Origin of the sequence: Mesorhizobium sp. M4A.F.Ca.ET.090.04.2.1 (genome assembly GCF_003999085.1) — a bacterium.
GTDB lineage: Bacteria > Pseudomonadota > Alphaproteobacteria > Rhizobiales > Rhizobiaceae > Mesorhizobium.
Window position 1 is genome coordinate 1 of the sequence record NZ_RZOT01000532.1, and the last position, 4,221, is coordinate 4,221.

3 protein-coding genes are annotated in these 4,221 nt (G+C 65.3%); 1 reads left to right on the top strand and 2 read right to left on the bottom strand.

All coding sequences use genetic code 11. From position 1 onward, the window contains the following. Positions 1-1,325, top strand: a 1,325-nt coding sequence (locus EN781_RS27410) for a bifunctional diguanylate cyclase/phosphodiesterase (RefSeq protein WP_145965648.1), incomplete at its 5' end; no start/stop codon positions are given. A gap of 9 nt (positions 1,326-1,334) precedes the next feature. On the opposite strand, the gene EN781_RS27415 is transcribed toward EN781_RS27410, so the two are convergent. Both EN781_RS27415 and pnp read right to left on the bottom strand, forming a co-directional pair. Then, positions 1,335-2,348 carry a class I SAM-dependent methyltransferase gene (locus EN781_RS27415; protein ID WP_126056660.1) on the bottom strand — a complete coding sequence of 338 codons (1,014 nt, stop codon included), beginning with the start codon at positions 2,346-2,348 and terminating at the stop codon, positions 1,335-1,337. 84 nt (positions 2,349-2,432) lie between these two features. After that, on the bottom strand, positions 2,433-4,221 hold a 1,789-nt coding region (gene pnp, locus EN781_RS27420; protein WP_127400517.1), incomplete at its 5' end, for a polyribonucleotide nucleotidyltransferase.

The window sequence follows — 4,221 nt, forward strand, 5'->3', positions numbered from 1 at the left end:
AATCCGAGCAGTATGTCTTCAGCGAAACCAATTTCGACAAGCTGACGGGCCTGCTCGCGCGTCCGGCAATGGTCGGCAAGATCGCCGAGGCGGCATCGGCGACGATCCGCACAGGCGAACCGGTTTTCCTAGTCGACATCGACATCGATCGCTTCAAACACATCAACGACGCCATCGGCTACAGCCATGGCGACGATCTGATCCGGGCCTTCGCCGAGCGGCTCAAGGCCCGCATGCCGGAGGGCACGGTGATCGGGCGCCTCGGCGCCGGCGAGTTCGGTGTTCTGCTGGCCGACCGCGCGCTGAAGGGCCCGGTCGAGGAGGCGATCGAGAAGCTCATCGACGAGATGATGGAGCCCTACCAGCTCAATTCGCATCAGCAGTCGGTCAGCCTGTCGGTGGGCATTGCCGCAATGCCCAAGGACGGCGTCGACCCCGTGCTGGTGCTGCGCCGCTCCAACCTTGCGCTGCAGAACGCGCGCGCCGGCGGCGTGGGCAATTGGTCAGTCTTCCATGCCGACATGGGGCGGGTCGCCGACTATCGCCAATGGATCGAGTCCGAGCTGCATACCGCTTTCGAGCGTGGCGATTTCGACCTCCACTACCAGCCGCAGCTCGACCTGCCGAGCGGCCGCGTTATCGGCTATGAGGCGCTGATCCGCTGGAAGCATCCCGAGCGCGGCATGATCCCGCCAATGGAGTTCATCCCGATCGCGGAAGAGACCGGCATGATCAACCCGATCGGCGAATGGGTGCTGCGCAAGGCCTGCAGCGACGCCCAGTACCTGCCCGAGGACTGCTTCGTCGCCGTCAACATCTCGCCGGTCCAGTTCATGACCAAGGATTTCGTCGGCAATGTGCGCGAGACGATGGCCGCCACCGGCATCAAGCCGTCGCGGCTGGAGCTGGAGGTCACCGAGACGGCGATGATGCAGGACCGAGAGCGCGCGGCCATCATCCTGCAGCAGCTTGCCGAGATGGGCATCTCAGTGGCCGTCGACGATTTCGGCACCGGTTATTCCAATTTGAGCTACCTCATCGATTTCTCGTTCGGCAAGCTCAAGATCGACCGTTCGTTCGTCAGCCGCATCGACACCGATTCCAACTCCGGCGCGGTCGTCTCGACCATCGTCGGACTTTCGCGCGCGCTCGGCGTCGGTATCATTGCCGAAGGCGTCGAAACCGAGAACCAGGCGACGCTGCTCAGGGCCGCCGGCTGCGAGGTGGTGCAGGGCTATCTGTTCGGCCGGCCGGCGCCGCTCAAGATCGAGCTTGGTGCGGCGCGCTTCGAAAAGCGCGAGGCGCGCATTGTCAGCATGCACTGACGGCGAAGATTACAGGCGCGCCGAAAGCACCTTGAACATGCCGTCGCGGGCGACTTCGACATGGCTCGAAAAGGCCGCCGCCAGCACCGCTTCGTAAGGCAACTGGCGGTTCGCCACCATGAACAGCCGCCCTCCAGGCTTCAGCGCCTTGCCCGCCGCCCGGATGATGCCGGCGCCGACCTCGGGCTCGGCCGCCCGGCCGCGGTGGAATGGCGGGTTCATGAGGATGGCGTCATAGCGCCGCTCGACCGGCTCGCCGAGCAGATCGGCCCAGAAAAAACGCGGCGCTGCGGACGTGTTGTTCACATTGGCCTTCGCCGCTTCCAGCGCCTCGAAGTCCGCCTCGAAGAGATCGAGCGCGGTGAGGCCCGGGAACCGGGGCGCGACCTCGGCGGCCACATAACCCCAGCCGGCGCAGAAGTCGGCAACGATGCCCTTGAGGTCGCCCGGCAGGCTTTCCACCAACAGTTTCGAGCCGGTGTCGACGCGATCGAAGGAGAACATGCCCGGCGCGGTGTGGAAGCGGCCCTCGACCAGAACGGCCGGATTGGCCGCGCGCAGCACCGCCGCCGCTCCTGCGTCGACGGGCCGGCGGAACCAGAAGGCAACGCCGTGATGCTTGGGAAGGTGGCCGTCGAGCGGCACGAGCTCATCGATGCGTTTGCGCAGGGACGCGATGCCGTCCTCCTTGCCACCCGCGACCACGATCAATCCGCCCGCTGCCACGCGCTCGATCGCCTCGGCGACACGCAGCTCGTTCTGGCCGCGATGGCGCCCGGCGAGCACGAGTGCGGTGTCGAAGCTCGCGCCTTCCGCTCGCGGCAGGACATCGAAGCCTGCCGCCTGCAGCGCACGGAAATGCGACCGGAAGCCCTGCACGAGATGGAGCGCGGCAGCAAACCCTTCGGGCAAGCGGAAACCGGGCTCGGCGCCAAGAAAAAGCGCGCGTTCGCCCATCCCGGGCAAGGGCAGGGCCTCGGCCTCATAGGGATGGAACAGCGTCTTCAGCGGCTCTGCCGACATTTCCTTGCCCCGTGGGAAACAAGCCCCCTAAACGAAAACGGGCGCGACATCGCCGCGCCCGTCTCAACTATCCGGTCAGACCGATCAGGCTGCGTCTTCCTCGCCGCCTTCGGCCTTCTTCTCGCGCACGATTTCCTTGCCGGTAGCCTGGTCGACGACCTTCATCGACAGGCGGACCTTACCGCGCTCGTCGAAGCCCATCAGCTTGACCCATACCTTGTCGCCTTCCTTGACGACGTCGGAGGTCTTGGCGACGCGCTCGTTGGCCAGCTGCGAAATGTGGACGAGGCCGTCGCGCGGACCGAAGAAGTTGACGAAAGCGCCGAAGTCGGCGGTCTTGACGACCGTGCCTTCGTAGATCTCGCCGACTTCCGGTTCGGCAACGATGGTGTGAATCCACTTCCTGGCCGCCTCGATCTCCTTGGCGTTGGATGAAGCGATCTTGACCGTGCCGTCGTCCTCGATGTTGATCTTTGCGCCGGTCTTCTCGACGATCTCGCGGATGACCTTGCCGCCGGAGCCGATGACATCGCGGATCTTGTCGGTCGGGATGTGCATGACCTCGATGCGCGGCGCAAATTCACCGAGCTCGGCGCGGGCACCGGACAGCGCGTGGGCCATCTCGCCGAGGATGTGCAGGCGGCCGTCCTTGGCCTGGCCGAGCGCGATCTGCATGATCTCCTCGGTGATGCCGTCGATCTTGATGTCCATCTGCAGCGAGGTGACGCCGCTGGCGGTACCGGCAACCTTGAAGTCCATGTCGCCGAGGTGGTCCTCGTCGCCGAGGATGTCGGAGAGCACCGCGAAGCGCTCGCCTTCCTTGATCAGCCCCATGGCGATGCCGGCAACCGGCTTGGCGATCGGCACGCCGGCATCCATCAGCGCCAGCGAGGTGCCGCAGACGGTGGCCATCGAGGACGAGCCGTTGGACTCGGTGATCTCCGAGACGACGCGCAGCGTGTAGGGGAACTGGTCGGCGGAGGGCAGCATCGGCCGGATGGCGCGCCAGGCGAGCTTGCCGTGACCGATTTCGCGCCGGCCCGGCGAACCCATGCGGCCGGTCTCACCGACCGAATAGGGCGGGAAGTTGTAGTGAAGGAGGAACTTCTCCTTGTACATGCCGGTCAGCGAGTCGACATACTGCTCGTCCTCGCCGGTGCCGAGCGTGGCGACGACCAGCGCCTGGGTCTCGCCACGGGTGAACAGCGCCGAACCGTGGGTGCGCGGCAGGACGCCGACTTCGGAGACGATCTTGCGCACTGTCTTGAGGTCGCGGCCGTCGATGCGCGAGCCGGTGTCGAGGATATTCCAGCGCACGACCTTGGCCTGGAGTTCCTTGAACACGGTGCCGATCTGCTCGGACGTGTACCTGGCTTCCTCACCTTCGGCCGGGGCGAACGCCGCCTTGACCTTGGCCTTGACAGCGTCGACGGCGGCGTAGCGGGCCTGCTTGTCGGTGATCTTGTAGGCATCGCGAAGTTCATCGCCGACGATCTTCAGCATCTCGCCTTCGAGCTCGGAATAGTCCGGCGCGGTGAAGTCGCGCGGATCCTTGGCGGCAACCTCGGCCAGCTTGATGATGGCGTCGATCACCGGCTGGAAGCCCTTGTGGCCGAACATCACGGCGCCGAGCATCAGCTCCTCGCTGAGCTCCTTGGCTTCCGATTCGACCATCAGCACGGCTTCCGACGTGCCGGCGACGACGAGATCGAGCTTGGATTCCTCCATCTCGTCAATATGCGGGTTGAGCACATATTCGCCGTTGATGTAGCCGACGCGGGCGCCGCCGATCGGGCCCATGAAGGGGACGCCCGACAGCGTCAGCGCTGCCGAGGTGGCAACGATCGACAGGATGTCCGGATCGTTCTCGAGG

What these genes read in the sequence shown, in the direction of transcription:
- EN781_RS27415 (WP_126056660.1), bottom strand. Translation starts at nt 2,348, where the DNA reads ATGTCGGCAGAGCCGCTGAAGACGCTGTTCCATCCCTATGAGGCCGAG.